Annotated in this window: 28 protein-coding genes; 13 read left to right on the top strand and 15 right to left on the bottom strand. The window is 65.9% G+C overall.

What is annotated here, in order from left to right:
- Nucleotides 1–3 precede the first annotated feature (3 nt).
- Nucleotides 4–828 (top strand): YdcF family protein, encoded by an 825-nt coding sequence (locus tag K9D25_RS17480; RefSeq protein ID WP_244376893.1) that lies wholly within the window; start codon nucleotides 4–6, stop codon nucleotides 826–828.
- 23 nt (nucleotides 829–851) lie between these two features.
- On the opposite strand, the gene K9D25_RS17475 is transcribed toward K9D25_RS17480, so the two are convergent.
- Together K9D25_RS17475 and K9D25_RS17470 are read right to left on the bottom strand one after the other, a co-directional pair.
- A complete protein-coding gene (locus K9D25_RS17475; protein WP_244376892.1) occupies nucleotides 852–1,145 on the bottom strand; it encodes a DUF3253 domain-containing protein in 294 nt (97 codons plus the stop codon).
- Nucleotides 1,135–1,818, bottom strand: a complete 684-nt coding sequence (locus tag K9D25_RS17470) for a DUF599 domain-containing protein (RefSeq protein ID WP_244376891.1) — start codon at nucleotides 1,816–1,818, stop codon at nucleotides 1,135–1,137. Before K9D25_RS17470 ends, K9D25_RS17475 begins: the two co-directional genes overlap by 11 nt.
- 589 nt (nucleotides 1,819–2,407) lie before the next feature.
- Between K9D25_RS17470 and K9D25_RS17465 the strand changes: the two genes are divergently transcribed.
- The 3 genes from K9D25_RS17465 to K9D25_RS17455 all read left to right on the top strand — a co-directional run bounded on the left by K9D25_RS17465 (nucleotide 2,408) and on the right by K9D25_RS17455 (nucleotide 3,808).
- On the top strand, nucleotides 2,408–3,079 hold the full coding sequence (locus K9D25_RS17465) for a glutathione S-transferase family protein (RefSeq protein WP_244450904.1): 672 nt from the start codon (nucleotides 2,408–2,410) through the stop codon (nucleotides 3,077–3,079).
- A 27-nt stretch (nucleotides 3,080–3,106) separates the two neighbouring features.
- Complete coding sequence (locus tag K9D25_RS17460) at nucleotides 3,107–3,541, top strand: DUF1489 family protein (RefSeq protein WP_244376890.1); 435 nt, start codon at nucleotides 3,107–3,109, stop codon at nucleotides 3,539–3,541.
- A gap of 69 nt (nucleotides 3,542–3,610) precedes the next feature.
- Complete coding sequence (locus K9D25_RS17455) at nucleotides 3,611–3,808, top strand: hypothetical protein (RefSeq protein ID WP_244376889.1); 198 nt, start codon at nucleotides 3,611–3,613, stop codon at nucleotides 3,806–3,808.
- A 5-nt stretch (nucleotides 3,809–3,813) separates the two neighbouring features.
- Here K9D25_RS17455 and panC read toward each other — a convergent pair whose 3' ends face one another.
- Nucleotides 3,814–4,680 (bottom strand): pantoate--beta-alanine ligase, encoded by an 867-nt coding sequence (gene panC / locus K9D25_RS17450; protein WP_244450903.1) that lies wholly within the window; start codon nucleotides 4,678–4,680, stop codon nucleotides 3,814–3,816.
- Between the two features lie 148 nt (nucleotides 4,681–4,828).
- Here panC and K9D25_RS17445 point away from each other — a divergent pair, with 148 nt between their 5' ends.
- Together K9D25_RS17445 and K9D25_RS17440 are read left to right on the top strand one after the other, a co-directional pair.
- Nucleotides 4,829–5,557 (top strand): VWA domain-containing protein, encoded by a 729-nt coding sequence (locus K9D25_RS17445; protein WP_244376888.1) that lies wholly within the window; start codon nucleotides 4,829–4,831, stop codon nucleotides 5,555–5,557.
- Complete coding sequence (locus K9D25_RS17440; protein ID WP_244376887.1) at nucleotides 5,554–6,252, top strand: DnaJ domain-containing protein; 699 nt, start codon at nucleotides 5,554–5,556, stop codon at nucleotides 6,250–6,252. Before K9D25_RS17445 ends, K9D25_RS17440 begins: the two co-directional genes overlap by 4 nt.
- A gap of 13 nt (nucleotides 6,253–6,265) precedes the next feature.
- Here K9D25_RS17440 and K9D25_RS17435 read toward each other — a convergent pair whose 3' ends face one another.
- Nucleotides 6,266–7,930 carry a D-alanyl-D-alanine carboxypeptidase gene (locus K9D25_RS17435; protein WP_244376886.1) on the bottom strand — a complete coding sequence of 555 codons (1,665 nt, stop codon included), beginning with the start codon at nucleotides 7,928–7,930 and terminating at the stop codon, nucleotides 6,266–6,268.
- A 364-nt stretch (nucleotides 7,931–8,294) separates the two neighbouring features.
- Here K9D25_RS17435 and K9D25_RS17430 point away from each other — a divergent pair, with 364 nt between their 5' ends.
- From K9D25_RS17430 to K9D25_RS17410, 5 genes are all read left to right on the top strand, one after another.
- Nucleotides 8,295–8,633, top strand: coding sequence for a phasin family protein (locus tag K9D25_RS17430; protein ID WP_244376885.1), 339 nt, complete (start codon nucleotides 8,295–8,297; stop codon nucleotides 8,631–8,633).
- A gap of 309 nt (nucleotides 8,634–8,942) precedes the next feature.
- Nucleotides 8,943–9,314 carry an ATP-dependent Clp protease adapter ClpS gene (gene clpS / locus K9D25_RS17425; RefSeq protein WP_432207889.1) on the top strand — a complete coding sequence of 124 codons (372 nt, stop codon included), beginning with the start codon at nucleotides 8,943–8,945 and terminating at the stop codon, nucleotides 9,312–9,314.
- A 31-nt stretch (nucleotides 9,315–9,345) separates the two neighbouring features.
- Complete coding sequence (gene clpA, locus K9D25_RS17420; RefSeq protein WP_244376884.1) at nucleotides 9,346–11,787, top strand: ATP-dependent Clp protease ATP-binding subunit ClpA; 2,442 nt, start codon at nucleotides 9,346–9,348, stop codon at nucleotides 11,785–11,787.
- A 178-nt stretch (nucleotides 11,788–11,965) separates the two neighbouring features.
- Nucleotides 11,966–12,712 carry an AzlC family ABC transporter permease gene (locus K9D25_RS17415; protein WP_244376883.1) on the top strand — a complete coding sequence of 249 codons (747 nt, stop codon included), beginning with the start codon at nucleotides 11,966–11,968 and terminating at the stop codon, nucleotides 12,710–12,712.
- Nucleotides 12,709–13,062, top strand: a complete 354-nt coding sequence (locus tag K9D25_RS17410) for an AzlD domain-containing protein (RefSeq protein WP_244376882.1) — start codon at nucleotides 12,709–12,711, stop codon at nucleotides 13,060–13,062. Before K9D25_RS17415 ends, K9D25_RS17410 begins: the two co-directional genes overlap by 4 nt.
- On the opposite strand, the gene K9D25_RS17405 is transcribed toward K9D25_RS17410, so the two are convergent.
- The 4 genes from K9D25_RS17405 to K9D25_RS17390 all read right to left on the bottom strand — a co-directional run bounded on the left by K9D25_RS17405 (nucleotide 13,052) and on the right by K9D25_RS17390 (nucleotide 16,082).
- The gene (locus tag K9D25_RS17405) at nucleotides 13,052–13,474 is read right to left on the bottom strand and encodes an HIT family protein (protein ID WP_244376881.1); all 423 of its coding nucleotides are present in this window, start codon (nucleotides 13,472–13,474) and stop codon (nucleotides 13,052–13,054) included. The genes K9D25_RS17410 and K9D25_RS17405 overlap by 11 nt on opposite strands.
- 48 nt (nucleotides 13,475–13,522) lie before the next feature.
- Nucleotides 13,523–14,731, bottom strand: a complete 1,209-nt coding sequence (locus K9D25_RS17400) for a GNAT family N-acetyltransferase (RefSeq protein WP_244376880.1) — start codon at nucleotides 14,729–14,731, stop codon at nucleotides 13,523–13,525.
- A 113-nt stretch (nucleotides 14,732–14,844) separates the two neighbouring features.
- Nucleotides 14,845–15,612 (bottom strand): glycerophosphodiester phosphodiesterase family protein, encoded by a 768-nt coding sequence (locus K9D25_RS17395; RefSeq protein ID WP_244376879.1) that lies wholly within the window; start codon nucleotides 15,610–15,612, stop codon nucleotides 14,845–14,847.
- An 8-nt stretch (nucleotides 15,613–15,620) separates the two neighbouring features.
- A complete protein-coding gene (locus tag K9D25_RS17390) occupies nucleotides 15,621–16,082 on the bottom strand; it encodes a RidA family protein (protein WP_244376878.1) in 462 nt (153 codons plus the stop codon).
- Nucleotides 16,083–16,239: 157 nt separating this feature from the next.
- On the opposite strand from K9D25_RS17390, the gene K9D25_RS17385 reads away from it, so the two are divergent.
- Nucleotides 16,240–17,058 carry a cell envelope integrity EipB family protein gene (locus K9D25_RS17385; RefSeq protein WP_244376877.1) on the top strand — a complete coding sequence of 273 codons (819 nt, stop codon included), beginning with the start codon at nucleotides 16,240–16,242 and terminating at the stop codon, nucleotides 17,056–17,058.
- Here K9D25_RS17385 and K9D25_RS17380 read toward each other — a convergent pair.
- The gene (locus tag K9D25_RS17380; RefSeq protein WP_244376876.1) at nucleotides 17,015–18,385 is read right to left on the bottom strand and encodes a DNA polymerase IV; all 1,371 of its coding nucleotides are present in this window, start codon (nucleotides 18,383–18,385) and stop codon (nucleotides 17,015–17,017) included. The genes K9D25_RS17385 and K9D25_RS17380 overlap by 44 nt on opposite strands.
- 22 nt (nucleotides 18,386–18,407) lie before the next feature.
- Nucleotides 18,408–18,710, bottom strand: a complete 303-nt coding sequence (locus tag K9D25_RS17375) for a DUF3572 domain-containing protein (RefSeq protein ID WP_244376875.1) — start codon at nucleotides 18,708–18,710, stop codon at nucleotides 18,408–18,410.
- A gap of 106 nt (nucleotides 18,711–18,816) precedes the next feature.
- Here K9D25_RS17375 and K9D25_RS17370 point away from each other — a divergent pair, with 106 nt between their 5' ends.
- Nucleotides 18,817–19,188: a response regulator gene (locus tag K9D25_RS17370; protein ID WP_244376874.1), complete on the top strand. Its 372-nt coding sequence runs from the start codon at nucleotides 18,817–18,819 to the stop codon at nucleotides 19,186–19,188.
- 365 nt (nucleotides 19,189–19,553) lie between these two features.
- Here the strand turns inward: K9D25_RS17370 and rpmG are convergent, their stop codons facing one another.
- The 5 genes from rpmG to rnr all read right to left on the bottom strand — a co-directional run bounded on the left by rpmG (nucleotide 19,554) and on the right by rnr (nucleotide 24,721).
- Nucleotides 19,554–19,721, bottom strand: a complete 168-nt coding sequence (gene rpmG / locus K9D25_RS17365) for a 50S ribosomal protein L33 (RefSeq protein WP_018390658.1) — start codon at nucleotides 19,719–19,721, stop codon at nucleotides 19,554–19,556.
- A 131-nt stretch (nucleotides 19,722–19,852) separates the two neighbouring features.
- Nucleotides 19,853–21,013 (bottom strand): MFS transporter, encoded by a 1,161-nt coding sequence (locus tag K9D25_RS17360; RefSeq protein ID WP_244376873.1) that lies wholly within the window; start codon nucleotides 21,011–21,013, stop codon nucleotides 19,853–19,855.
- A 118-nt stretch (nucleotides 21,014–21,131) separates the two neighbouring features.
- Nucleotides 21,132–21,872: an NUDIX hydrolase gene (locus K9D25_RS17355; protein ID WP_244376872.1), complete on the bottom strand. Its 741-nt coding sequence runs from the start codon at nucleotides 21,870–21,872 to the stop codon at nucleotides 21,132–21,134.
- 92 nt (nucleotides 21,873–21,964) lie between these two features.
- The gene (locus K9D25_RS17350) at nucleotides 21,965–22,414 is read right to left on the bottom strand and encodes a DUF983 domain-containing protein (RefSeq protein WP_244376871.1); all 450 of its coding nucleotides are present in this window, start codon (nucleotides 22,412–22,414) and stop codon (nucleotides 21,965–21,967) included.
- Nucleotides 22,415–22,480: 66 nt separating this feature from the next.
- Complete coding sequence (rnr, locus tag K9D25_RS17345) at nucleotides 22,481–24,721, bottom strand: ribonuclease R (protein WP_244450902.1); 2,241 nt, start codon at nucleotides 24,719–24,721, stop codon at nucleotides 22,481–22,483.
- Nucleotides 24,722–24,872: the final 151 nt, after the last annotated feature.

Below are 24,872 nucleotides of genomic sequence, written 5' to 3'. Positions count from 1 at the left end.
GGGGTGTTCTTCACTCTCTCCAAAATCTTCTGGATGGTGGCGGCACCCTCCACCCTGCTGAGCTTGCTCGCCGTCGGCGGACTGATCCTCGGTCTGCGCTGGCGTCGGTTCGGGCTGACGCTCGCCGCTATCGGAGCCGGGGGGCTACTGCTGATCGGACTTGGCCCGTTCGGACGGATGATGCTGGTGCCGCTGGAGAACCGCTTTCCCATCTTTGTCGACGATGGCCGGCGCGTCGTCGGCATAGTGGTGCTTGGCGGCGCCGAACTTCCCGGCATCACGGCCGCGCGCGGGCAACCCGCGTTCCAGGAATCGGCTGAGCGGATTCTGGCGCTTGGCGAGCTCGCCCGCCGCTATCCCGACGCGAGGATTGTCTTCTCCGGTGGAAGTGGCCTGCTTCAGAAGCCAGCGATGCAGGACGCGGATGTGGTGCGTCTTGCGCTGCCACAAATCGGGCTGCCGGAGGGGCGCGTGATCTTCGAGCGAACGTCGCGCAATACCGCCGAGAACGCCCGACTGACAACGGCGCTGGTGAAGCCGGCTCCGGGCGAGAACTGGTTGCTGGTCACCTCGGCCTTTCACATGCCGAGAGCCGTTGGGTGTTTCCGCGCGGCAGGGTTCCCTGTCACCGCTTATCCTGTCGACTTCCGCACGACCGGCGATCCCGGTTATTTCCGCCTGTTCGGTTCAGTGGCGGAAGGGGCCAGTTTTTTTGAGCTGGCGCTGCGTGAGTGGATTGGGCTCACCGTGTATTATCTGACGGGCCGTATCGACAGCCCGCTGCCGGCGCCAGCGGCTCCTTCAGCGGGACAGCCCTCCGGTAGCTAACTCAGGAGGGGATCGCGGAGGCCCTAAGGCGCCGTTGCCCCGTCGCCGGAGGGCGGCAGCCCAAGGCGATAGACGCCGCGCAGGTCTGCGGGGGCAACAGGCTTGCCCTTGCGATAAAGCACCAGTCGGCCGGCTTCGGCGAGCCGCAGGGCGCCGCGCCTCACGGACGGGAGCAGGCTCTGCCAATCGGTTCCGGTGGCGACGCTGCGCGCGATCTCTTCCGGCGTCACCGTTCTGGCGGCACCGGGTTGGCCGGCGACGGCGAGAATCGCTGCCTCGACGGCTTCCTCGGAGGGGCGGGTAGGATTATCCGTCATTGTCGAGCACCCACTGCGAGTCCCGGCCCAGTTGCCGGTTGATCATGACGAGGAAGATGGCAAAGGTCGCCGCCATCAGCGCCCAGCCATTGATATACCAGCCGAGATAGGCAATCGCGAAGAAGAAGGCGCGTTGCCCACGGTTGAAGTGCCGGCCGGCAATGGTGGCCATGCGCGCAAGTTTGACGACATGCGCCTGCGCCTGCGGCGTTGCGGCTTCGGACGGAGGAGGCGTCGATCCCAGCAGAATGGTTGAGTAATTGAACAGGCGGTAGGCCCAGGCGAATTTGAAGAACGCATTGGCGAAGATGAGCGTCAGGCCCAGTGTCTTCAATTCCCAGCTGGTGCGGTTCTGGACGCCGAAGGGCAGGTCGCGGAAAAGCGCCATCACCGCTTCGGTGGATTGCAGAATGGCCAGCGAGGCGCCGATCGCCAGGAGCGATGTGGAAGCGAAGAACGCGGTGCCGTTCTGCAAGGCCGCGATGATCTGGGCATCAACGATGCGGTTTTCGCGCTCCAGCATGCGCAGCATCCACTGATAGCGATACGCATCCATGCGGCGGTTCAGTGTGCGCTTTTCCGCCCAACCGCCTTCCATGACCAGATGGTAGGCGACCCAAGACAGGCAGAAGGCGGCGAAGCCCATCCCATCGATAATAGTAAACCCCAGCATGGCGCTCTCGATTGCTCCGGCGGTCAACGCCCTGTTGGTTCGCGCTGCGGTGAGGGTGCGCGCGGTGGAGAGTGCTTTCAACCGATCTCAACCCGACTTGTCGAGGGCAGGGGCATGCGATCAGGGCAGGGCAGCACTGCGCCAGGCGTCCGGATTGTGGCAATTTCGCGGTTGCGAACGTCGTAACGATTTATTAAATAGTGTTTCAGATCGCGCCCCTACGCCGACGGTCGGCGGGCGCATCGCGGTGAACGTATCGTTCCGAGGTCATCATGAATTCCATTCCCGAGCGCTCCTGTTGGGGAGTCGCCCGTTGGGCTGTGGCCGCGTTCCTGACGGCGATTGCCCTTATCTATCTTTTCGGGGGCTTCCAAGCCGCTCAGATCGCCGCTGGGTGATCCTGACGGCGTCGGCCTCCAAGGTCTGCGTTCTACGACACGGCTCGGCCCGCAAGGCCGGGCCGTTGTCATGTCTGGTCATGCCCTGGCACGATCAACGGGACTGATGGGGGACATCACCGTCCTTCGTTTGCACGACTGTCCGACATGACCGAACCTGTCAGCGGAACGGACCAGGGAGCGTCGACGTGGTGCTGAGGCTGATCATCGGAAACAAGAACTACTCGTCGTGGTCGCTGCGGCCTTGGCTGGCGATGACGGCGCTGGGCATTCCGTTCGAGGAAGAGTTGGTGCCGCTCGATGCACCGGATTTCAAGGAGCGCATCCGGGCCCGTTCACCGGCCGGCAAGGTGCCGGTGTTGATCGACGGCGAGGCCGTGGTGTGGGAGTCGAGCGCCATTCTTGAGCATCTGGCCGAGCGCTTTCCCGAGAAGGGCGTCTGGCCGAGCGATCCTGTCGCCCGCGCCCATGCCCGCTCGCTCGCGACCGAAATGCACAACGGATTCGGCGCGCTGCGCAGCGTGGCGCCGATGAATCTCTGGCGCCCTGTCGAGGCGCGCTCCTTTCCGGAGGAAGCGCTGCAAGACGTGCGCCGCATCACCCGGCGCTGGGGGGAGGCCCGTGCGCGTTTCGGCGGCGGCGGTGACTTTCTTTTCGGGGCGTTCTGCGCCGCTGACGCCATGTATGCGCCGGTGGCGACGCGGCTGCGGACCTACGCGATCGAGGTCGATCCCGTCGCGGCCGCCTATGTCGAGGCGATTCATGCCCATCCCGCCTTCGTCGCGTGGAAGGAGGCGGCCCTGAAGGAAACGGGAGCGCTCGCCGAGGATGAGGTCGACTGGCCGGTGGTCAAGCGGGTATAGAGCGCGCATCGCGTCTCGGACACAGCCATGCCGCTCCACCTGCTGAAACTTTGCGTCGGCGCCGTGTCGGTCGAGGACCTGGAAGAATGGATCGCCGAATCGCTGGCCGGAAAAGCGGCGCGCGGGGAGGCGGTCGAGCAGGTGCACACCACGCGCATGGTGCCGACCCGGACGACGGAGCTGCTTTCCGGTGGTTCTCTTTACTGGGTGATCAAGGGTGAGGTGGCCTGCCGGCAGAGTCTGACCGGCATCCGTCCCTTTGTCGATGGCGATGGCATCCGCCGGTGCCATCTCGTGCTTGAGCCGACGGTGCGCCGCGTCGCACCGCGGCCGAGCCGGCCGTTTCAGGGATGGCGCTACCTCCAGGCTGCCGAAGCGCCCCCAGACCTTGGAGCGGCCAGCGCGACTGAAGCCCTGCCGGACGAACTCCGCCGCGAACTGCGCTCGCTGGGACTTCTCTGAGGCGAGGCAGGGACCCGAAGTCGCTTTCGCACGTTATTCCCGTACGGAATGAACGAAAGGACGATCGGTATGAGCCAGACGAACCCCGAAGGTATGACCCACGTCGATTCCGATGATCGACGCGTTGTCGACAATGGCGAGGTGGTGGTGAAGGCCAAGACCGAGGAACGTCAAGCCGTCGAGGTCAAGCCGATGCGCTATGTGCTCGGCATCAGCCTCGGTTTGGTGATCGTCGGGATGGCGGTGGCCTATGTGACCATGGGCTGACGCCGTTACATCTGTGGCGGCACTGGCACATTGTCGATAAGGCGCGTCGCCCCGATGCGAGCCGCCACCAGCAAGCGGATGGGGCCGTCATCCTTACTACTGACGGCAGCGAGCGTCTCGGCGTGACGCGCCTCAAGATAATCCAGCTGGAAGCCGGCGGCGCAAACCGTGGAGCGCGCCTCCTCGACCGCAGCCTCGACCTTGCCCTCTCGTACGATCCGCTCTGCGGCCTCGCTAAGAGCACGGTGGAGAATGGTTGCTGTCGCACGCTCTGCCGGCGAGAGGTAGACGTTACGTGACGACAAAGCGAGGCCGTCGGGCTCTCGTACCGTCGGCACGCCGACGATCTGCACTGGCAGATCAAGGTCGCGGGCGAGGCGCGTGACTACCTGAAGCTGCTGGTAGTCCTTCTCGCCAAAGAGGGCCGCGTCCGGCAGCGCCTGGATAAGCAGCTTGGCCACAACCGTGGCGACCCCGGCAAAATGGGTCGGCCGAAAGGCGGTTTCGAGTTCCAGTGCCGGGCCCGCGAGGGTGATGGTGGTGCAAAAGCCGTCTGGATACATCTCGGCGACATCAGGCACGAACGCCATGTCCACCTCAGCGGCCTCGGCCTTGGCGAGGTCGGCCTCCAGCGTCCGGGGGTAGCGCGACAGGTCCTCGGTCGGTGCGAACTGGGTGGGATTGACGAAAATCGTCACAATGACGCGCTCCGCCCTCTCTCTTGCGGCGGTCATCAGCGCCACATGACCCGCATGAAGCGCGCCCATCGTCGGAACAAGCGCGATCTTCTCCCCAGCGGCACGCCATTGCTGTATCTGCGCTCGCAGCGTGGCAACGGTATGGGCAGTGCGGATCGCGCGCGGGTTTGCCATGGTGGACATCTCGTTCCTTCGGGGCGCGGAAGCTAACAGAGCCGGGCCGAGGGTCAACGCCGGCCGGATCTTCAACCCTCGGCGAGCGGGCTGTTGTCCAAGGCCACTCCCCCGATACACTCGCGACGAATCCGCAGCAGGGACCCGCATGGCCGCCGACAAGACAACACCCGTCAGGACCGCGCCGAACGCCCCGGCGGCTCGCTCCGCCGACACCGCGGCCTTTCTGGCCGAATTGGAGCGTCGCGCGCCCCTGACGGCGGACAAGCGTGGCCGCCTCATCTTCGGCCTCGATGCGACGATGAGCCGGGAAGCGACCTGGGACCTCGCCTGTGCGCTGCAGGCGGAAATGTTCGAGGAGGCTGCCCGTATCGGCGGGCTGGATATGCAACTCGTCTATTATCGTGGTCTCGGCGAATGCCGGGCCTCGCCCTGGTTAAGCGAGGGGGCAAAACTGGGCGCGCTGATGGCCCGCATCCAATGCCAGGGTGGGCGAACCCAGATCGGCCGCGTCCTCAGCCATGCGGCGGGACAGGCGGCCAAGGGGCCTGTCGGCGCGCTGGTCTTCGTCGGCGACGCTGTGGAAGAGAACATCGACACGCTCTGCGCCGAAGCCGGCCCGCTTGCGCTGCGAGGCGTGCCAGCCTTCATGTTCCAGGAGGGAGCCGATCCGCAGGTCGAGCGCGCATTTCGCGAGATCGCGCGGCTGACCAAGGGCGCGTTTTGCCGTTTCGACGCGGGCGCTTCAGCCGAACTGCGGGCGCTGCTGCGGGCCGCCGCGTCTTATGCAGCCGGCGGCACGAAAGCGCTCGCCGCGTTGGCGGGCGCCTCGCCCGGGGCGCGCCGGCTCATTTCCGCCATGCAGGATACGCGATGATCAATCTGCTGATCGGGGCGGCGATCGTCGCGCTGCTCTATTACGGTCTCAAAGCGTTTGGCCGTGCCAATCCGGCGATCCTCGCTCAGTTCGGACGCCGAGTAGGAGGCGGCGCGCTGATCCTCGTCGCCGGCTTTCTCGGCATGCGAGGGCATATCGAGACGGCGCTCCCCCTGGGAATCTTCGGCCTGTCGCTGTTGGGGTGGGACATCCGCAAGGCGTTCACCTCCGGCCGAAGTGCGCCGACCGAAGGGCGGAATTCCACCGTGCGCACCGCCTTTCTCGACATGGAGCTCGACCATGACAGCGGACGGCTAACGGGGACGGTGACCAACGGCCCTTTCGCTGGAGCGGCGCTCGACACGCTTGATGTCCAGAGCCTTGCCCGTCTCGCCCTCGACGTCGATGTCGAGAGCCGCCAGCTACTCGAAGCTTATCTTGACCGCCGGTCGCCCGGCTGGCGTGAGAACGTGGAGGGACAAGCGGGCGGGCGGCGCGCTGACCCGCCGCGCCGCGGCGCGATGACGGAAGAGGAGGCCTACCAGATCCTGGGGCTTGAGCCGGGGGCGGGGGCGGACCAGATCCGCCAGGCTCACCGTTCCCTTATGAAGAAACTCCATCCCGACCAGGGCGGGTCGAACTATCTCGCTGCCCGGGTAAACGAAGCGAAGGATGTCCTGCTCGACCGCCATTGACGCCTCCCCCGGATCAGTTGCGGAACACCATGCAGCCGAAATCGCTGCGCTTCAGGGCATCGCAGGCCTTGCGCGCGGTGGACTCGGCATCGAAACCGGCGAAGCGGGCGCGGACGATCCGGGTCGACCCTTTTACCGCCTGCTCCGTGTAGGCATCAGCCTTCGCAAGGGCCCGGCCGGCCTTCTGTTGCGCCTTGGCGATCTGCGCGCGGGCATCGGCCTCGCTGCCGAAAGCACCGATCTGGATCGCCCAGCCCGAGCGCGGAGCCGTGGACTGCTCGGCGGTCTCAGCTTCCTGGCGGGGAATTTCGATCGGGCCCGCGCTCGCCACCTGCACCTGCTGGCGGATGGCATGCTGCGCCGGAGCGGCAGCTGCGGTCTCCGAGGACTCCGCGATGAAGCCGTTATTGGTGAAGGAGAGCGTACCCAGAATGCCCGGCTGGTTGCTGAAGGTGGCAACCGGCTGGCTCGGCCGAGCCACCGCGACGGTCTTGACGGCGACCGGAACGATCGGAGCGGCGGAGCCAACGGGGGGCGTGTTGGTGGCCGGGGCATTCGCGGCAGCCCGGGCCGGGCGCGCCGGAGAAGGGGCGGGTGTCGGGACGGAAGCCGTCGGCTCCATATCGGGAACAGCCGAGGCCATGGCGACACGCGGGCTGGTGGTCGGCACCGGAATGGTCTTGGGTGCGGCCGGCGCTTCTTCCGCCAGCGCGACGGGAGTGGAGGCGTCGTCGGCAGAAGCGCCCGGCGGCGGGCTGCTCATGCGCGCCACCATCTGCCGTCCAGACTGAGCCTTGCCGAGGTTTTCGCTGATGAGGGCCACCATGCGGTCGTCGCGCGAGGCGGCGCTGGCGCCGCCCATCACGACGGCGATGACGTAGCGACCGTTCTTCTTCACGCTGGTGAGCAGGTTGAAGCCCGACGCGTTGGTATAACCCGTCTTGATGCCGTCGACGCCGTCGACACGACCCAGCAGGCGGTTGTGGTTGCGAATGGCGACGCCGCGATACTGGAAGCTGCGGATCTCGAAATAGGCGTAGTACTTCGGGAAGCGCTCCTGAATGGCACGGCCGAGCGTGGCGAGGTCGCGGGCGGTCGTCACCTGCTCGGGATTGGGCAAGCCATTGGGATTCTTGAACACCGAGCGCGACATGCCGAGCTGGCGCGCCCGCCGCGTCATCAGATTGGCGAAGGAGGAGGCACTGCCGGAGATGTTCTCGGCCACCACCACGGCAACGTCATTCGCGGACCGGGTGATCAGCGCCTGGATGGCGTCCTCGACCGAAATCGTTGAACCCGCCTTCACGCCCAGCTTGGAGGGCTGCTGGGCCGCGGCATAGGCGGAAACGCGAAGCGGAGTGTTCAGCTTCATCCGGCCGCTCTCAAGCTGCTCGAACAGCAGGTAGAGCGTCATCACCTTGGTGACAGAGGCAGGATGGCGCAACGCGTCGGCATTGTCGGCGTCGAGAACCCGGCCGGTATTGGCATCGACCACGATGTGCGAATAGCCCCGATGCCAGTTGCCGGTGCTAGCCACGTTTCGGGTCGCCGCAGGCTTGGCCCGAACCGTCTTCTTCTTCGGCGCGGCCTCTGCAAAGCCGGCCCCGAGGATGGAGACCGCCAACACCGCCACGGCGGCACGCATGAAAGTGGTGCCGACCATCTCCGGAACCCGCATCTGTTCGTCCCGCTACTCGCTGCCGGCATGTGATGCCGGAACTCAACCCATTCGTCAGGCAAAAGGCCGCTGCGGCGCGGCATTGCTGCCGCTGCGAAGGCCTAGACCGTTAAGGAACCCTGCCGAACCATCACTTCCCAAAGCTTAAAAAGGGCAGGGTTACAGAGTCGTAAAGAAGGCTCATCAACGCTGTTGATATGGCATGAAGATGGTGCGGAGCCTGCGTCGTGACGGCAATGTTGCGTCGCACAAATTTCTTGACCCTCGTGGTGCGGTGCATTACAAAAATTCGAGGGAGAATTCCCGGGCGGGCGCGAGTGGCCGAGTGAGCGACGCGCGTTTTGGAACACCAAGGAGCGGGCTCATGCTGCAGAATTTTGAAGACATCCAGAAGGTCGGTAAGGACAACCTCGAACTCGCGGTCAAGAGCTTCGGCACCGTGTCCAAGGGCGTCCAGTCCATCGCGGTGGAAGTGGCCGATTATTCGAAGAAGTCCTTCGAGGAAGGCACCGCTGCCGCTGAGAAGCTGTTCGGCGCCAAGACGCTCGACAAGGCGGTCGAGATCCAGTCGGACTACTTCAAGAGCGCCTATGAGAGCTTCGTCGCCCAGGCGACCAAGATGGGCGAGCTGTACGCCGATCTCGCCAAGGAGACCTACAAGCCCTACGAGAGCGTTCTCGCCAAGGTCGCCGTCACCAAGTGATGCGCGCTCATTGAGCGATCGCAGGCGAGGCGGGCTTTCGGCTATCGCCTGATGCGATGGACGTTGCGAAAAGGGAGTTCGTCTCGTCCCGACGTTTCAAAAGGCCCGGCCGCAGCGCCGGGCCTTTTTCATTGCGGCGAGGCATTCTTCGGTTCGCTTTCACCGGCCGCGCGCGGGGCCCGGCGGATGCCGCCTCATCGAATTGTCACCGTAATGCGACAGTCGGTTCTGTCGGCCCCTCTGGCGTGAGCGGGGGTGCGTACATATTATAGCTGTCGAAGGCCGGTTCGCCGGTTAGGGAATGCATGAATGTCCGACCACGCTGAAAGTCAGCTGCGTGCAATTATGATGGCCGACGATGAGCGCCGACGCCGTGGGGACAACGCCCCCGGCACGGCGGTGATCACGCGCACCAAGCCGCAGGTTAAGCGGCCGAATCTCTACCGGGTGCTCCTTGTCAACGACGACTACACGCCAATGGAGTTCGTCGTGCATGTGCTGGAGCACTTCTTCAGCAAAAACCGGGAGGAAGCCACCCAGATCATGCTGCATGTGCACCAGCATGGCGTGGGGGAGTGCGGTATCTTCACCTATGAAGTGGCCGAGACAAAGGTCACGCAGGTGATGGACTTCGCGCGCAAGCACCAGCATCCTTTGCAGTGCGTCATGGAGAAGAAGTGACGCCCCGCGACGGCTAAACGAAGAGGTCCCGATGCCCACCTTCTCCCGAAGCCTCGAGCAGTCGCTGCACAGGGCCCTCGCGCTCGCCAACGAACGCCACCACGAATATGCGACGCTGGAGCACCTGCTGCTATCCTTGGTCGACGACCAGGATTCGGCGGCGGTGATGCGGGCCTGCAATGTCGACATCGACAAATTGCGGCGCAATCTGGTCGAGTATATCGACACCGAACTCGACAATCTGGTTCAGGACGCTGGTGAGGATTCAAAGCCGACGGCCGGTTTTCAGCGCGTCATCCAGCGCGCCGTCATCCATGTTCAGTCCTCCGGCCGCGAGGAAGTGACCGGCGCCAATGTGCTGGTCGCCATCTTCGCCGAGCGCGAGAGCCATGCGGCCTATTTCCTGCAAGAGCAGGACATGACGCGCTATGATGCCGTCAACTACATCAGCCACGGCATCGCCAAGCGCGCCGGCATGTCGGAAAGTCGTCCCGTTCGCGGCGCCGAGGAGGAGACGGAGACGAAGACCGGGGAGGACACCAAGAAGAAGGCCGATGCGCTCGACGCTTATTGCGTGAACCTCAACAAGAAGGCACGTGAGGGCAAGATCGACCCGCTGATCGGCCGTGACAGCGAGATCCAGCGCACCATCCAGGTGCTCTGCCGCCGTTCGAAGAACAATCCCCTCTTTGTGGGCGATCCCGGCGTCGGCAAGACCGCCATCGCCGAGGGGCTGGCGCGCCGGATCGTCGCCGGCGAGGTGCCGGACGTCCTCGCCAAGGCAACGGTCTTCTCGCTCGATATGGGGGCGCTGCTGGCCGGCACCCGCTATCGTGGTGACTTCGAAGAGCGCCTCAAGCAGGTGGTGAAGGAGATCGAGGCCTATCCCGACGCCATCATGTTCATCGACGAGATCCACACGGTGATCGGTGCCGGTGCGACCTCGGGCGGCGCGATGGACGCCTCCAATCTGCTCAAGCCTGCTCTCGCGGCAGGCACGTTGCGCTGCATCGGCTCGACGACCTACAAGGAATATCGCCAGTATTTCGAGAAGGACCGCGCCCTCGTCCGCCGCTTCCAGAAGATCGATGTGCCGGAGCCGACCGTCCCGGACGCGATCGAGATCCTCAAGGGCCTCAAGCCCTATTTCGAGGATTATCACCGGCTGCGCTACACCAACGACGCCATCAAGGCGGCGGTGGAACTGTCCGCCCGCTACATCCATGACCGGAAGCTGCCGGACAAGGCGATCGACATCATCGACGAGTCTGGCGCGGCACAGATGCTGTTGCCGGAGGGGCGCCGGAAGAAGACGATCGGCGTGAAGGAGATCGAGGCGACCATCGCTACCATCGCCCGCATCCCGCCAAAGTCCGTTTCCAAGTCGGACACGGAAATCCTTTCGGCGCTGGAGACGACGCTGAAGCGCGTGGTCTATGGCCAGGATAAGGCGATCGAAGCGCTCGCCTCGGCAATCAAGCTGGCCCGGGCGGGTTTGCGCGAGCCGGAGAAGCCGATCGGCTCCTATCTGTTCTCCGGGCCGACCGGTGTCGGCAAGACCGAAGTGGCGAAGCAACTCGCTTCCAGCCTCGGCGTGGAACTCCTGCGCTTCGACATGTCCGAGTACATGGAGCGGCACACCATCTCCCGGCTGATCGGCGCGCCTCCCGGCTATGTCGGTTTCGACCAGGGTGGCCTTTTGACCGACGGCATCGACCAGCACCCGCATTGCGTGCTGCTGCTCGATGAGATCGAGAAGGCGCATCCCGACCTGTTCAACATCCTGCTGCAGGTGATGGACCACGGGAAGCTGACCGATCACAACGGCAAGCAGGTGGATTTCCGCAACGTCATTCTCATCATGACGACCAATGCGGGCGCCGCCGACCTGTCGAAGTCCGCCTTCGGCTTCACGCGCTCGAAGCGCGAGGGGGACGATGTGGAGGCCATCAACCGTCTCTTCGCGCCGGAGTTCCGCAACCGGCTCGACGCCATCATCCCCTTCGCCCACCTCACCAATGAGATCATCGCACTGGTGGTGGAGAAATTCGTGCTCCAGCTTGAGGCGCAGCTGGCGGACCGCAACGTGACGATCGAGCTGTCGGACGAAGCCACAGCCTGGCTTGTGGAGCGTGGTTACGACCAGCAGATGGGTGCGCGCCCCATGGGTCGTGTGATCCAGGAGCACATCAAGAAGCCGCTTGCCGACGAAGTGCTGTTCGGCAAGCTGCGCAATGGTGGGCATGTCCGCGTCGTCCTGCAAACCGACGATGAGGGCGAGAGCGCTCTGGCTTTCGAGTTTCCGGAAGGGCCGATCACCCCCAAGCCGGAAAAGATCGAGGCGCCCGAGACCAAGCGCGCGCCACGTCGCAAGACGCCAGCGGCAAAGGGCAAGAAGCCCGTCGCCGCTGCCGCCAAGCGGGCAAAGCCCGGCACCTCGAAGGTGCCGAAAGTGCCGTTGGTCAAGGCGTGAGCCGGACCGCTTCCGCGCGTGCAGATTAATGAGGAGCCGCCCGCGACATTGTCGCGGGCGGCTTTTTTGGGCCCGGCCTTTGGGGGCGATCCTCTCTCATGGCTGCTATGCAGGAGGGCGTCGCCCGTTTCGCTTGACGCCGGGGGGAGGGCGCCGCAAAAGGCCCGGGCGAGTTGACATGCAATCCCCCCAGGTTCCGCCCCCTCCCGACCCTGCTGCTCCTCCCGCGCGCTGGTTTCTGCGCGGGATGCGCGGCGCCGTCTCCACGCCCGGTCTGGTGCTGGTGGCAACCTTCATCGGTTTTGGCGGGCTGCTGCATGACCTCGCCTTTCCCATCGGCGCGGGCCTATTGTCGACGCTGCTGATCTGGGCACTGCCGGCGCAGGTGATCCTGGTCGGCGGCCTCGCCACGGGGGCGTCGCCACCCGCGCTCGCCGTGGCAGTCTGCCTTTCCGGCGTCCGGCTGCTGCCGATGGTGGTCTCGCTCATGCCGCTGATGCGGGGGCCACGCCCGCGCCTTGGCTGGGAGTTGCTCTGCGCCCATTTCGTCGCCATGACGGTGTGGGTCGAGGGATTCCGGCTGCTGCCAAAGGTGCCGGAGGAAGGGCGTCCGCCCTATGCGGCGGGGTTGGGGCTTGGCCTTACTCTGCTGAGTATGGCCGGCACCGCGATCGGGTTCTATCTCACCGGCGCGTTGCCGGGCCCGCTGGCGGTGGCGCTGCTGCTGCTCACGCCGATCTCCTTCGCCATCCTGCTGGTGCGCAACGCAAGGCAAAGTGTCGACTGGTTGGCCATTGGGCTTGGCGCGGCGATCTCGCCGCTCGTCGCCAATTCGCCCGGCGGGCTGGACCTGTTCTGGGCCGGTGTGGGGGGCGGCACGCTGGCCTTCTTCATCGCCCGTCATCTGCCGAGACGGCGCGCATGAACCTTTACTCGACCGAACTCGGCGCCATGCTGGTGGTGATCTTCTTCGGCTTCCTGCCGAACGAAGTCTGGCGGGTGCTCGGCGTGCTTTTCGGCCGGCGCATCGACCCCGGCAGTCTATGGATGCAATGGGTCCATGCGGTCGCGACGGCGCTGCTGGCAGCGGTGGTGGCGCGGCTGCTGCTGGTGCCGAGCGGCGCGCTGGTCGCCCTGCCGCTCAGCCTGCGTATCGGCGCCGTGGCGAGCGGCATCGCCGGCTTCCTCGCCCTGCGACGCTCCGTGCTCGCCGGTGTGCTGACTGCCGAGGCGGTGCTTGTGGTTGGCGCCTGGTGGCTGGGGATCAGCCCGTAAGGGCGGCTTTCAGCTGCGCCGCCTGCTGCGCCAGCAGCTCCGGCGTTTCCTTGTAGGTGAGTGGCGGGCGCAGGTCGATCCCGGCATGGCGCGGGATGACATGGACATGCAGGTGGAACACTTCCTGTCCGCCGGCCTTCTCATTGTGCTGGGTGACGGTGATGCCCTCGGCATTGAATACCTGCATCTGCGCCTGCGCGACGCGCTGCGCCACGGCCATCACGGCCGCCAGGTCACCCGGTTCGACATCCAGCAGATTGCGCGCCGGCGCCTTCGGAATAACCAGCGCATGGCCGGCGGCCCGCGGCATGATGTCGAGGAAGGCAAGCACGCGCTCGTCCTCATAAATCTTGTGAGCGGGAATCTCACCGCGCAGGATCATCGCGAAGATATTGCCGGGATCATAGGCCATGGGTTCCTCCCTGTCGGCCTGATCTGATCGCAAGCTCGCGTGAGCCGGTCAAGGCTCACCGTTCGCATCGGCGACGACCTGCTGACGAAAGGGACCGAGTTCGCTGAGTTCGGCGCCGGCCTCAGCCACATAACGGCGTTCGCGGTCGAGATAGTGGGCGACGGCGGCGCGGAACTGCGCATCGGCGATGTAGTGAGCCGAGCGGGTGATAACCGGCATATAGCCGCGCGCCAGCTTGTGCTCACCCTGCGCGCCGGCTTCCACCGTCCGCAGCCCGTGCGCGATCGCGTAGTCGATGGCCTGATGGTAGCAGACCTCGAAATGCAGGAAGGGGTGATGCTCGATGGCGCCCCAATGCCGGCCATAGAGCGTGTCAGGGCCGATGAAGTTGATGGCCCCGGCGATCCAGCGCCCGGCGCGCTTGGCCATGACGAGCAGAATGCGCTCGGGCATTCGTTCGCCAATCAGCGAATAGAAGGCGCGGTTGAGGTAGGGCCGCCCCCATTTGCGCGCGCCGGTCTCCATGTAGAAGTCGAAGAAGGCATCCCAGACATCCTCGGTCAGGTCCGAGCCGGTGAGCCAGTGAACAGTGATGCCGTTCTCCAGCGCTTCCCGGCGCTCGCGACGGATCTGCTTCCGCTTGCGCGAGGCGAGGGCGTTCAGGAACGCCTCGAAATCGGCATAGCCCTCATTGCGCCAGTGGAACTGCTGGTCCATGCGCGGCAGGAAACCTTCCGCTTGCAGTGCTCCCGCGTCCGGCTCGGTGAGGAAGGTGGTATGCACCGAGGACACCTTGCGCAGCTTCGCGAGCGCCACCAGCCCGGCCGCAAGTGCCTGCCGCACCGTCTCGGCCTGCGGGCCGCTGCCCGCGAGCAGGCGCGGTCCGGTGGCGGGGGTGAAAGGCACGCTCACCTGCAGCTTGGGGTAATAGCGCCCGCCCGCCCGCTCATAAGCCTCGGCCCAGCCATGGTCGAAGACATATTCACCCTGCGAGTGCGACTTGAGATAGGCCGGACAGACACCCAGCACCTCGCCGTCTTCCCCCTCCAGAACGAGATGCTGCGGCAGCCAGCCGGCGGACGCGCCGACGGAGCCGGATTCCTCCAGCGCCGAGAGGAAAGCGTGGCTGACGAAAGGGTTAAGCGCGGATTTTGATTCGACGCAGGAGGTTGAAACGGTCGCGCAGGCATCCCAGGCGTCGGCGGGGAGCGTGCGGATTTCGCTCTCGACGCGCAGGCGGAACGTTTCGTCGGACATTCAGCTGGGGCTCGCGAAAAGGGCGGCGCAGGGGGGCACACGAACGCCATTTTGCGCCGCACCCGGTGGGAACAGCAAGAGCGCTCACGCGATCGGGAAGCGGTGTTCCCGGCTCAGGGCAGGAAACCCTCGAAAATCATCTGGTCGGCATGGCGGGCGGCGGTCGCCCGGTCCTCCTCCGTTCGCACGGTCCAGGTCAGCAGCGGCATGGGGCGCTGCCGGCGGGCGGCGTCGACGGCGGCTGACGGCAGTTCCTTCACATAATGGGCGATGAAGTCGGGCTGCGTGCGCGGCAGGTGCAGCAGGTTGCCCCATTCATGCTTGGTCTCATGGCTGAGCATCTCCCATTCCGGGTCGTCGTAGCGGTGCTCCATAGTGATGCCGCGCGGAATATCCAGCGCGAGCCCCCGCACCGCGGCGACGAGGTCGGGATCGAAGGACATGAGCGCCGCTGGACCGTCATAGCCGGCGAGGATTGCAACGGCGCGGGCGGCGATGGCGGTGTTGCCGTCGAAATGGCTTTTCAGTTCGATGATGAGCGGCACGCGGCCGCCGACGCGGGTGAGCAGCTCCGTCAGCGTCATCATCCGGTCGGCCGTGCCGCGCATCTCCACCGCCTTCAACTCCCCAGCGGTGAGGGCGTTGGCCGGCCCTTCCGCCAAGGTCAGACGCTCCAGCGTGTCGTCATGGAACACCATGGCTTCGCCATCGGCGGAGAGCTGGATGTCCACTTCGATCGCATAGTCGCGCGCCACCGCGGCATCGACCGCCGAGGGCGTGTTCTCAATCACACCGCGCACTGCATCATGCAGCGCGCGGTGGGCGATCGGCCGGGCGGTGAGCCAGGCCGGCGCATCGGCGGCGGAAATGTTCGGAGCCATGGCGTGCCTCAGGCGAATTCGATCACGGCCTCGACTTCGACACTGACATTGAAGGGTAGTTGCGCCACGCCCACGGCCGAGCGCGCATGCCGGCCAGCATCGCCAAACACTTCCACAAACAGATCGGAGCAGCCATTCACCACTTTCGGCTGATCGGTGAAGTCGGGTGAGGAGTTGACGAAGCCGACCAGCTTTACCACCCGCTTCACCCGGTCGAGATCGCCGAGCGCCGCCTTGATCTGGGCGATGAGGTTGATGGCGCATTGGCGGGCGGCGGCGCGGCCGGCCTCGATGTCACCCTCGCCGGCAAGCTTGCCGGTCATGAAGCTGCCATTGGCCATCGAGATTTGGCCGGAAATCCAGAGCTGGTTGCCGCTGGTGACGAAGGGCACATAGTTCGCCGCCGGGGCGCTGGCCGCGGGGATGGTAATGCCCAGGGCCGCGAGCTTGGCCTCAACCGTTCCGGTCATGGAGTTCTCCTGCTATCGTGGGTGCGCTGCCCGTCTCGGCATGCGACGGCCAATGAGCGGCAACCGACCTGCAATTGCCATCTTCGATGGGGCATGTTTGGCGGATCGGTTCGCCATTCGCAAGCTGCGACTGATGTCCGTGAGGAGCCCATTACCTATGCCGTCTGCCTGTTTTCGCCGCTCTGCCTTCGCCGCGCTGTTACTGGGAGCGTCCGCTCTGCCGGCAATGGCGATCCAGCTGTCGCCGCACCGGGCCACCTATGCGGTCTCGCTCGACGCGACCAAGTCCGGCACCCGCATTAATGGGGCCGAGGGGCGCATCGTTTATGAGATGCGCGGCAGCGCCTGCGCCGGCTATTCGGTCCAGCTGCGGCAGGATACCCAGTTGGCGACAGAAGGGGGCCGGGTCAACAGCGCGGTTTCGACGGCAACGTGGGAAGAGGGCGACGGCAAGTCCTATCGCTTCCGCGTCTCCAACCGCATCAATGGCGAGACCACCGAAGAGGCGGACGGCGTCGCCGAGCGCAAGGACGGCGCATTGACGGTGACGGCTACCAAGCCGGAGGCGCAGACGGTGACGCTCGGCGAGAACGTGCTGCTGCCGACCCAGCATGTTCTCCGCCTTATCGGCAGTGCGCAGAGCGGGGAGGCGATCGTCGAAGCGCCTGTTTTCGACGGCTCGCCCGATGCCAAGAAGGTCTATGACACGCTGGCCGTGATCGGTCGCGAGACGCGCGACGCCAAGGGCCTGGAAGAAGCCGCGACGGCAGGCGATCTCGCCGGGCGGGCGCGCTTCCCGGTGACGATCAGCTATTATGAGCGAGGCGGCAGCAACGAGACGCCCGATTATGTCATCAGCTTCGACATGTTCGACAATGGCGTGAGCCGCAAGCTGAAGCTCGACTATGGCGAGTTCGCGCTGAACGGCACCCTCATTTCCTACGAGTCGCTCCCGAAGGAAGATTGCGCGAAGTAGGTGTATCGGCCGCCCCTTCGTCATCCGGCCGGTTGCGGTGGGGCTGCTCAGGCTCGCGCCGCTTCGGCGCGTCGAGGGCGATGCCGCGGTCGATGATCGCTTTGCCGAAGCGGGCGCGCAGCGAGTCCGTCGCCAGTTCTGCAAGGCCCCGCTTTGTCGCCGAGGTGTCGATGAGGTCGGCGGGGTCGGCCAAGGCCGGGTCAGCGAGTTCCGAGACGCCCACGCCGATAAGTCTGAAGCGTCGCCCATCGGTTTCGCGGGCCAGCAGCTCACGAGCATGGTCAAAGATGCGGTGGGCGAGGCGGGTTGGGTCCTCCAGCGAGCGGGCGCGGGTTATCAGCCGGAAATCGGCGGTCTTCAGCTTCAGAGTGACCGTGCGGCCGGCGAGGTCCGCGGCCTTCAGCCGGTCCGAGAGCTTGCGGGTGAGACGGTAGAGTTCCTGCTCCAGCGTGCGATAGTCGGCAATGTCGCTGTCGAATGTGGTTTCCGTCGACACGCTTTTGGTCTCGCGCTCGGGGTTGACGGAGCGCGTATCGATGCCGCGCGCCAGCCGCCATAGGCGCAGCCCCTCATTGCCGAAGCGACGGACGAGGGTGGTATCGTCGGCCGCCTGCAGGTCGGCAATGGTGCGGTAGCCTTCGCGGGCAAGCCGCTCCTGCGTTGCCTTGCCCACCCCCCAGATTGCGCCGACACTCCGCTCCGCGAGGAAAGCCACGGCCTCCTGTGCCCCGATCACCGCGAAGCCGCGCGGCTTGTCGAGTTCCGAGGCCATCTTTGCGAGGAACTTGTTCGGCGCGAGGCCGACGGAGATGGTGACACCGATTTCCGTCTCGACCGAACGGGCCAGCCGGGCGAGCGCCCGTGCCGGGCTCTCCCCATGCAGAAGTTCGGTGCCGGCGAGGTCGAGAAAGGCCTCGTCAATCGAGAGCGGCTCGACCAGGGGGGTGAGCCGCAGGAACCGCTCGCGAATCTGCCGCCCTACCGCGACATATTTCGCCATGTTGGGCTTGATGACCGTGGCTTCCGGGCACAGGGCGAGCGCCTTGAACATCGGCATGGCCGAGCGCACGCCTTTCACCCGGGCGAGATAGCAGGCGGTCGAGACGACGCCCCGCTTGCCGCCGCCGATGATGACGGGAACGTCGCGCAGCGCCGGATCGTCGCGCTTCTCCACCGAGGCGTAGAAGGCGTCGCAGTCGATATGGGCGACGTGCAGCGTGTCGAGTTCGGCATGGCGCAGGAGGCGCGGGCTGCCACAATGCGTGCAGCGCCTCTCCTCGCCCGCGTCGGTAAGGCAGTCACGGCAGAAGGCCGGCAGACGCGCCATCGCCCGAACTCCGTGTGGTTCCTCAGTCCTCGCTTATATCGGCGTGGAAGAGGATCTCGCGCGCCGCCACCACATGACCGGGGTCGATTTCCGCCTCGCCGGCATAAACGATGAGCAAATCCTGCCGGTTGATGAGGTAGTCGAGCAGGGCGACATGGAAGGCAGCCGAGCCAGCGACGCCACGCAGATCAGCCGGCGACAGTCCGCTCTCCGCCAGAAACGGTCCGATGCGCTCGGGATCGCCGGCAAGAAAGGCGAGGGCGCCAAGCGCCACCTGCCGGGCTGCGTTGATCTGGGAAGGGGGGCGGGAGTTGCGGCGTTTCATTTCCGGTTCCGTAAGGAATGGGTGGGTAAAGCTAGCGCATCGACCGGCGGAAGGGTGAGTGATTCCGGCTTGCCTGGCGTGCCGTCGTTACGGGGACAGTCGACCGATGCCCAAGACCGTTCTGATCGTTGAGGACAATGAGCTCAATATGAAGCTCTTCAACGATCTGCTCGAAGCTCATGGCTATATCACGGTCGGTACGCGAAATGGCGTGGAGGCCCTCGATCTCGCGCGCCGCCATCGGCCGGACCTCATCCTGATGGACATTCAGCTCCCTGAGGTTTCAGGCCTCGATGTCACTCGCGCGCTGAAGGCGGATCCAGAACTCAAGGCCATTCCGGTTATCGCCGTCACCGCCTTCGCCATGAAGGGCGATGAGGAACGCATTCGCGAAGGCGGCTGCGAGGCCTATCTTTCCAAGCCGATTTCCGTCGCCAAATTCCTTGAAACCGTGCGCCAGTTCGTTCCGGTGTCCTGAACGGTATCACAGGCGCGCGGAGCTTGGCGCTCCGGGGCGAATCTGCGGCGAAACCCCGTTGCATTTGGCTGCGTTTGGGTTAGCTTTTCCTCGGTATCCGTTTGCCCTGCGGAGTGCTCGGGTCCGCCGCATCTCCTGGGTCCGTGGGGTCTGGTCGGCGGGCGGTGTCTACGGATGGCCTCTCCGTTCACCGCTCGCCGATTCCCGCTTTTCCGCCGGTACCTGCTCTTGAATTGAACGAGTCGCCCCTCGCCGCCGCGTCGCGCAGAGCCGCCTGACGTGAGCGAGTTTGCCTAACCCTATGTTCCGGCAAAGAAAAAGGCGCCAAACGGCGCCTTTTTGCGTCAGAAGCCGATGGGCTCAGATCACTTGATCTTGCCTTCGCGGAACTCGACATGCTTGCGCGCCACCGGGTCGTACTTCTTCACGACCAGCTTGTCGGTCATGGTGCGCGAGTTCTTCTTGGTCACGTAAAAGAAGCCGGTGTCGGCGCTCGACACGAGCTTGATCTTGATGGTCGTTGCCTTGGCCATGACCGGGTCTCCTGGAGCGTGGCTCTCGAACGTGGGGCCGCCACGCCGAAGAAATTGGGTTCGCGCGGCAAAACCGCCGCTCGTTGCGCGTCCGTATCCGTGATCGGCGCGTGAATGTCAAGGAAGCGTGGTCAGCGATCGCGCCAAATCTGTCCTGCCACCACCAGCACATAGAGCACCAGGAAGGCGGCGATCACCCAGGCAAAGCCGTGCGGATCAATCAGTTGCATGCCGCCGCCCACCGCGGTGGGGCCAACGGTGAGGCCGATGGAGTACAGCATCACAAAGGCCGCATTGGCAGTGGCGAGCGCGGCGCCGTCAAAGCGGGCGCCGAGTAAGGCCAGGCCGACCGTGTAAAGGCCGGCGACGATTCCCGTGGTCAGAAAGGCCACGGTCCACAGTGTCCAGCTGTCTATGGCGAGATACGGAATAAGCAGGGCCCCACCGAGGCTGACAATGCCGCAGCCCAGCAGCAGGCGCCGCCGGTCCACCTTGTCGCTGAGCAGGCCGAGCGGCAGCTGCAGCGCGACATTGCCGAGTTCGGCGATGGTGAGCAGCAGGGCGGCATCGCCGGCATCGAGCCCGCGGCGAAGGCCGTAGAGCGGCAGGAAATTGATGATGCCGGTTTCCACGGCGCCGAAGATGAAGGCGGCGAGGGTGGCGGCGGGGGCGATGCGCATCAGTGTCCATACGCCGCCGGAGGTGCTTTCCTTCTCGATGGCGGGGGCGCCGGAGGCACCGATCAGCACCGGAATGCCCGCGAGGCCGAAGAAAGCGGCGCCGCACAGATAGGGCGCCCATCCCTGCGTGCCGACGAGGCTGAGGATGGCCGGGCCGCCGGCGAAGCCGATCGACAGCACCGTGCCGTAAATGCCGATGACCAGCCCGCGCCGATCACTCGGCGCGGCGGCGTTGATCCAGAACTCGCTGACCACGAACAGCACGCACAGCGCCGCGCCATAGATGAAGCGCAGCGGAAACCACAGCACGAAGGACGGTGTGACCTTGAAGGCCATGAGGCTGATCGCGGCGCTGAGGATGGCCGCCAGCAGCAGCGGGCCGGCGCCGAGACGGCGCACCAGATTCGGCAGAAACGGCGCCAATGCTATGGTCGCGAGCCCACCGACCGCCGTGTTCAGGCCGATCCAGGTGGAGGGAACACCGCGGTCGTGCAGCTCGAAGGCGAGCAGCGGGATCGACAGAGCGAGGCCGAGGCCGACGGCGGAGATGGCGGCAATCGCGGCGGCGATGGAGGCGATATTGACGGGGCGGGAGGCGGCGGGGGCATGCATGGGGTCACCTGAGGCCGGGAGGCGCCTCCCGGATCGCCCGCTCTAGCCCATGGATGACAAAAGTCGAATGACTTTTGGGAATGACCTCATGCGGCGCGTTTCTGACCCGCGCGCCCGCTCAGGCCAGCGCTTCGCGATAGACCTTGGAGCCGCGCGAGAAGAAGAACGGCACCGGCTGCCACGGCCGATGGCCGCCGGACAGGCGCGGGGCGACCTCGCCGAGGATCGCCCGCGTGATGTCAGGCACGTCCGCCCGTAATGCCTCGTCGAGCGTAAACCATTGAGCTTCAACGAATTCCGCCTCCGGCCCGACCACGCCGTCGAGGCGATGGGCGACCTGCGACAGCTCCGCCATGAAGAAGCGCGTGTCGAAGCGGCGGGCGAGGCGGGGCGGGGTGACGGCGCGGGCGACGAAGCTCAGCGCCTCCAGATTGGGAAACAGTCCCGCCGCGCCGAAGGGCGCCCAGGCGCCGGGCAGGGGGCCCGGATCGCCGGCCTCCTGCGTGCCGATGAGCAGGCCCACCTCCTCCGCCGTCTCGCGAATGGCGGCCAGCGCCAGCGCGCGCGCCCGGCCGGCGCTGGGGCGGCTGACGCGGGCTAACAGTCTGCGTTCGCTCTCGGAATCCAGCATGCCATAGACCGGTACGCGCCGGTCCACCGCGTCTACGCGCCCGCCGGGAAAGACGAATTTGCCCGGCATGAAGCGCAGCGCCGGGTTGCGGCGGCCCAGCAGAAGGCGCGGCGTCTTCTTCGAGCGGTCCACCAGAATCAGCGCTGCCGCGTCCACCGGGCGGATCACCGGGTGGGTCGCGTCGAGCCTTTCGCGGGGAAAATGGGGGGAAACGTCGGTCAGGCTCATGAGGGCGATGCGGTGCGGTGAGGCCGGCCGAAGCGACTGACCGATGAGGACGATGAGATGGAGAGTGAGACCGACGAGACCGATAAGACCGGTCAGGAGCCTTTGGCCGCCGGCAGCGCGTCCGTCCGGTGGCTCGGGGGCAGCGCCTCGCGCTCGGAATCGTTGGGATCGAATCCGTGCATGCGCACCGCCCACTGGAATCCAATCAGCGCTCCCTTCACGGGGGGCAGCAGCACCAGCGAGAGGATGAGGGTCAGCGGCAGCCATAGCACGAGGTGAATCCACACCGCCGGGTGCAGCGCCATTTCCACCGCCAGCAGCAGCGGCACGACGATGTGCCCGACAATGGTGATGACCATATAGGGCGGCGCGTCGTCGGCGCGATGATGCCACAGCTCCTCGCCGCATTCCGGGCAGTGCTCGTTCACCTTGAGATAGGAGCCGAACATCGCGCCCTTGCCGCAGGCGGGGCAGCGCATGCGGAAACCGTTCATGATCGCGGGGCCGATCGGGCGGTCGGGCTGGGACTTCTGTGTCTGCATCGCGCTGCGCCTCCGGCGCTGTCTCTGCTGCGCCTTTCGGCGCTATCTCTGATGCGCCACTTGGCGCTATCTCCGCTTGCCGAAGCGCTTGGGTCCGTGCGGACGCTCCGTGCTGCGGACCTGACGCCCGCGGCCGCCGGGGCGGCGCCGGTCGGGCGCTACGTAATTCCCCTCAGATAGTAGTTCGAAGCGCAGCGCGCCAGCCACGGGCGCGGCTTCGACAAGCTTCACTTCGACGCGGTCGCCGAGCCGGTGCATCTCGCCGCTGCGCTCGCCGACCAGCGCGTGGCGCGCCTCGTCATAGCGGTAATAATCCTGCCCCAGCGTCACGGCGGGAATGAAGCCGTCGGCCCCGGTGTCGTCCAGGGCGACGAAAAGCCCGGCCTTGGTGACGCCGGAAATGCGGGCGCGGAAGGTGGCGCCGATCTGCATCGCCATGTGGTGGGCGATCAGCCGGTCGATGGTCTCGCGCTCGGCCGCCATGGCCCGGCGCTCGCTGGCGGAAATGCGGGCGGCGATCTCCGCCAGTTGCTCGGGCGTCGTCGTCTCCGGCAACCCGTCGGCGCCGAAACCCAGCCCCCGCACCAGCGCCCGGTGCACGATCAGATCGGCATAGCGGCGGATGGGCGAGGTGAAATGCGCGTAGCGGCGCAGATGCAGGCCGAAATGGCCGTAATTCTCATTGGCGTATTCCGCCTGCGCCTGGCTGCGCAGGATCACCTGATTGACCAGCGGCGCCATTTCCGTGCCCTCGACCCGGGCGAGAATGTCGTTGAACTGGGCGGGGCGCACGCTCTCGGTCTTCGGCAGCTTGATGTCGAGCGTCTGCAGGAATTCGCGCAGCGCCGACATCTTCTCCAGCGAGGGCTGGTCATGCACGCGGTAGATGAGCGGAATGCGCTTCTCTTCCAGCGTCTCGGCGGCGGCGACATTGGCGAGGATCATGAATTCCTCGATCAGCCGATGCGCGTCCAGCCGCTCCGGCACCACCACCTTGTCGACCGTGCCGTCGGGCTTCAGCAGGATCTTGCGCTCGGGTAGATCGAGGTCGAGCGGGGCGCGGGCGTCCCGCGCCTTCTTCACCGCGCCATAGGCGGCCCAGAGCGGGCGCAGGACGCCCTCCAGCAAGGGGTCGGTGACATCATCCACCCGCCCGTCGATCGCCGCCTGCGCCTGCGCGTAGGCGAGCTTGGCGGCGGAGCGCATCATGACGCGGTGGAAGCTGTGGCGTTTCTTGCGGCCATTGGCGCCCACCACCATGCGCACGGCGAGTGCCGGCCGGTCTTCCAGCGGGCGGAGCGAGCACAGATCGTTGGAGATGCGCTCGGGCAGCATCGGCACCACCCGATCGGGGAAATACACCGAATTGCCGCGCGCCAGCGCCTCGCGGTCCAGCGCCGAGTTCGGGCGGACATAGGCGGCGACATCGGCGATGGCGACGGTGAGGATGAAGCCGCCCTCGTTGTCGGGGTCGAGGTCCGGCGTCGCGTGGACCGCGTCGTCATGGTCCTTGGCGTCGGGCGGGTCGATGGTGACCAGCGGCAGATCGCGCCAGTCCTCGCGCCCGCGCAGGGAGGCGGGCTGGGCCTCTTCCGCTTCCGCCAGCGCCTCGCGGCGGAAGACGCTGGGAATGCCATGGGCGTGGATGGCGATGAGGCTGATCGCCTTCTCCGTCGCCACCGAACCCAGGCGCTCCTTCACCTTGGCGGTGGGCAGGCCGTAGGCGTGATGGCGGATGATCTCCACCGAGACCAGGTCGCCCTCCTGCGCCTCGCCGGTGAAATCCGGCGGGATGGCGAGTTCGCGCCCCATATTGCGCTTGTCGATGGGGGTGAGCCGTCCGCCGCCGGTCTGTATGTCGCGGCGGAAAATGCCGAGTGTGAGCGCGCGGGCCTTCTCGATCACCTTGAGCACGGTGCCGTTATGGCGGATGCGCCCGTCGGCTTCCGGGATTTCCTCGGTCTTCAGCAGCACCCGGTCGCCGACCGTCGGTGCCGGGCCGGCGAGGCGGCCGCGCCGGGCGAGACGCACGAGAATGCGCGGCGCTTCCCCGCTCTCCTCCTCGTCCCAGTCCACCGGCGTGGCGATGAGTTCGCCATCCTCGTCGCGTTCCACCACTTCCGACAGCACCACGGCGGGCAGCGCGCCGGGCAGATGCAGCTTGCGTCGCTTGCGGCCGATCAGGCCCTCATCCGCCAGCTCGCGCAGCAGCTCCTTCAGCGCGATGCGGTCGCTGCCGTCGAGCCCGAAGGCGCGCGAAATCTCCCGCTTGCCGACATCACCGCCCTGCGAGGCGATGAAGGCGATCAATTCCTCGCGACCGGGCAGACCCTTGGTCAGACCGGCGGGAAGGGCAGGGCGGGCCGGCTTGCGGCCCTTCGGCTTGATAGGTTTACGCACGATTCACCGCATTTGGAGGGCTGTGCTGACGCTATCGCCTCCGGCGCCCCGCGTCGAC

It is taken from the genome of Ancylobacter polymorphus (assembly GCF_022836935.1).
In the GTDB taxonomy this organism is placed as follows: domain Bacteria; phylum Pseudomonadota; class Alphaproteobacteria; order Rhizobiales; family Xanthobacteraceae; genus Ancylobacter; species Ancylobacter polymorphus_A.
Note: the sequence above shows the minus strand (reverse complement) of the source record. Positions and strands in the feature narration are given on the sequence as shown.

Bases quoted from the DNA above. Each gene is read 5' to 3' on its own strand.
- K9D25_RS17455 (WP_244376889.1), top strand. From the start codon at position 3,611: ATGAGCCAGACGAACCCCGAAGGTATGACCCACGTCGATTCCGATGAT.
- K9D25_RS17370 (WP_244376874.1), top strand. From the start codon at position 18,817: ATGCCCAAGACCGTTCTGATCGTTGAGGACAATGAGCTCAATATGAAG.
- K9D25_RS17350 (WP_244376871.1), bottom strand. From the start codon at position 22,414: ATGCAGACACAGAAGTCCCAGCCCGACCGCCCGATCGGCCCCGCGATC.
- K9D25_RS17435 (WP_244376886.1), bottom strand. From the start codon at position 7,930: ATGCGGGTTCCGGAGATGGTCGGCACCACTTTCATGCGTGCCGCCGTG.
- K9D25_RS17410 (WP_244376882.1), top strand. From the start codon at position 12,709: ATGAACCTTTACTCGACCGAACTCGGCGCCATGCTGGTGGTGATCTTC.
- K9D25_RS17470 (WP_244376891.1), bottom strand. From the start codon at position 1,818: ATGCTGGGGTTTACTATTATCGATGGGATGGGCTTCGCCGCCTTCTGC.
- K9D25_RS17445 (WP_244376888.1), top strand. From the start codon at position 4,829: ATGGCCGCCGACAAGACAACACCCGTCAGGACCGCGCCGAACGCCCCG.
- K9D25_RS17385 (WP_244376877.1), top strand. From the start codon at position 16,240: ATGCCGTCTGCCTGTTTTCGCCGCTCTGCCTTCGCCGCGCTGTTACTG.
- K9D25_RS17405 (WP_244376881.1), bottom strand. From the start codon at position 13,474: ATGGCCTATGATCCCGGCAATATCTTCGCGATGATCCTGCGCGGTGAG.
- K9D25_RS17430 (WP_244376885.1), top strand. From the start codon at position 8,295: ATGCTGCAGAATTTTGAAGACATCCAGAAGGTCGGTAAGGACAACCTC.
- clpS (WP_432207889.1), top strand. From the start codon at position 8,943: ATGTCCGACCACGCTGAAAGTCAGCTGCGTGCAATTATGATGGCCGAC.
- K9D25_RS17375 (WP_244376875.1), bottom strand. From the start codon at position 18,710: ATGAAACGCCGCAACTCCCGCCCCCCTTCCCAGATCAACGCAGCCCGG.
- K9D25_RS17460 (WP_244376890.1), top strand. From the start codon at position 3,107: ATGCCGCTCCACCTGCTGAAACTTTGCGTCGGCGCCGTGTCGGTCGAG.
- K9D25_RS17390 (WP_244376878.1), bottom strand. From the start codon at position 16,082: ATGACCGGAACGGTTGAGGCCAAGCTCGCGGCCCTGGGCATTACCATC.
- panC (WP_244450903.1), bottom strand. From the start codon at position 4,680: ATGGCAAACCCGCGCGCGATCCGCACTGCCCATACCGTTGCCACGCTG.
- K9D25_RS17355 (WP_244376872.1), bottom strand. From the start codon at position 21,872: ATGAGCCTGACCGACGTTTCCCCCCATTTTCCCCGCGAAAGGCTCGAC.
- K9D25_RS17415 (WP_244376883.1), top strand. From the start codon at position 11,966: ATGCAATCCCCCCAGGTTCCGCCCCCTCCCGACCCTGCTGCTCCTCCC.
- K9D25_RS17440 (WP_244376887.1), top strand. From the start codon at position 5,554: ATGATCAATCTGCTGATCGGGGCGGCGATCGTCGCGCTGCTCTATTAC.
- K9D25_RS17475 (WP_244376892.1), bottom strand. From the start codon at position 1,145: ATGACGGATAATCCTACCCGCCCCTCCGAGGAAGCCGTCGAGGCAGCG.
- K9D25_RS17395 (WP_244376879.1), bottom strand. From the start codon at position 15,612: ATGGCTCCGAACATTTCCGCCGCCGATGCGCCGGCCTGGCTCACCGCC.
- K9D25_RS17400 (WP_244376880.1), bottom strand. From the start codon at position 14,731: ATGTCCGACGAAACGTTCCGCCTGCGCGTCGAGAGCGAAATCCGCACG.
- rpmG (WP_018390658.1), bottom strand. From the start codon at position 19,721: ATGGCCAAGGCAACGACCATCAAGATCAAGCTCGTGTCGAGCGCCGAC.
- K9D25_RS17360 (WP_244376873.1), bottom strand. From the start codon at position 21,013: ATGCATGCCCCCGCCGCCTCCCGCCCCGTCAATATCGCCTCCATCGCC.
- clpA (WP_244376884.1), top strand. From the start codon at position 9,346: ATGCCCACCTTCTCCCGAAGCCTCGAGCAGTCGCTGCACAGGGCCCTC.
- K9D25_RS17380 (WP_244376876.1), bottom strand. From the start codon at position 18,385: ATGGCGCGTCTGCCGGCCTTCTGCCGTGACTGCCTTACCGACGCGGGC.